Source organism: Protofrankia sp. CiP1_Cm_nod2 (assembly GCF_920664355.1).
In the GTDB taxonomy this organism is placed as follows: Bacteria; Actinomycetota; Actinomycetes; order Frankiales; family Frankiaceae; genus Protofrankia.
The window spans coordinates 8,942-10,409 of the sequence record NZ_CAKKTL010000200.1; the positions used below are offsets into that span (position 1 = coordinate 8,942).

The window sequence follows — 1,468 nt, forward strand, 5'->3', positions numbered from 1 at the left end:
GACCCGTGCCCCTCGTATCCCGACCCGTGCCCCTCGTATCCGGACCCGTGCCCCTCGTATCCCGACCCGTGCCCCTCGTATCCCGACCCGTACCCTTCGTACGCCTGCCGGGACCCGGCCCGCCCGCGCCGGCCGGGCCGTCCGCGCCCGCCTCGCGGGGCACGGTCCGGGGCGGCACCGGCGTGGACGCCGCCCTGCGCCGACAGCCGCATGACCGCCTCGAGGTCGTCCGCCGGGGATGTCCTGTTCCGCTGCTGGTGGCCGCAGGTCTCGCAGCGGTGGAGCAGGACGGTTCGCCCGGCGCGCACCTCCACCGCGACCGGACGCATCGGCCCCGTGCAGTCGGCGGCCCGGTCACCGGGGTTGACGTCCACGTGCCGGGACCACAGGCAGCGCGGGCAGTGGTTGGTGTAGCCGTCGCCGCGCACCGGCGTCCCGCAGGCAAGGCAGTGGAAGTCCTCGGCGGTACGGGTGAAGCGACGGGTCACCGCATGACAGTAACCGCATGCCCGGCGGCGGCCGCGTGCCCGGCAGTGGCCACGTGCCCGGCAGTGGCCGCATGACAGTATGGGACGGGCGGCACGCGGACGGCGACGATGACCGGCTCCATCCGAAGGCGTGATCTTCTTCATACGGTGCCAGGCAGGCGGGGCTGACGAGGGAGGATCCCGCGTGTCGACCGGCTCGGCCGAAGTTGTCGGACCCAGCCTCTGAAATAGTGGACGGCGAAGCACATTCCTGTGATTCGCGGATCCCCGCCAGAGGAGGTTGATCATCAAAGTGAACACCGCTCACGTCCTGGCGCCCGAATCGCAGGCCTTCCAGGGCCCGCACGATCCCGTGCGGACGCCCGCATCGTCCGGCCCGCCGGAATCCGGCCACCAGGCGACACCATCCGATCACCATTCACAACCAGCGCACGATCCAGACACGGCCGGCCCGGCGGTCGCGCTCGATGACCGCCAGCGCCGGGTGCTGGAGTTCGAGCACCACTGGTGGCGGTACGCGGGCGCCAAGGAGACCGCGATCCGCGCCGAGTTCGGTATCTCCGCGACCCGCTACTACCAGATCCTGAACGCCCTGATCGACTCCCCGGCCGCGCTCGCCGCCGACCCCATGCTGGTCAGACGGCTGCGCAGACTGCGGGCAACCCGCCGGCGAGCGCGCTCGGGCCACACCGGCCGCCCCGGCTCGGCCGAGATCTGAGCACCGCGGTGACCGAGACCATCTCCTCCGCGGCCCCTCCTCGGCCACCGCGGCTGCGCCGGGGGGACCGGTTGCACGGGATCGTCGCCGGGGCCGTCGCCGTACTCGCCGTGCTCGGCTGCATCCTGGCCATCGACCTGGTCAACGACCCCTCGCCGGACACCGCGGCCGCGGCCGCGACCGCTTCACCGGCTCCGGCCACGGTCGCGGCCGGGGCCGCGCGGCCCGTCGGCGGTGCGTCCACGGCCGCGCCGGCGGCACC

General features: G+C 73.5%; 1 protein-coding gene and 2 pseudogenes. 2 read left to right on the forward strand and 1 reads right to left on the reverse strand.

The window, feature by feature from the left end; all coding sequences use genetic code 11:
- Nucleotides 1–220 precede the first annotated feature (220 nt).
- Nucleotides 221–488, reverse strand: a pseudogene (locus NBW84_RS18855) (RNHCP domain-containing protein); the annotation flags it as partial.
- Nucleotides 489–780: 292 nt separating this feature from the next.
- Between NBW84_RS18855 and NBW84_RS18860 the strand changes: the two are divergent.
- Nucleotides 781–1,206, forward strand: coding sequence for a DUF3263 domain-containing protein (locus NBW84_RS18860; protein ID WP_250286062.1), 426 nt, complete (start codon nucleotides 781–783; stop codon nucleotides 1,204–1,206).
- Between the two features lie 8 nt (nucleotides 1,207–1,214).
- A pseudogene (locus NBW84_RS18865) lies at nucleotides 1,215–1,468 on the forward strand (LytR C-terminal domain-containing protein); the annotation flags it as partial.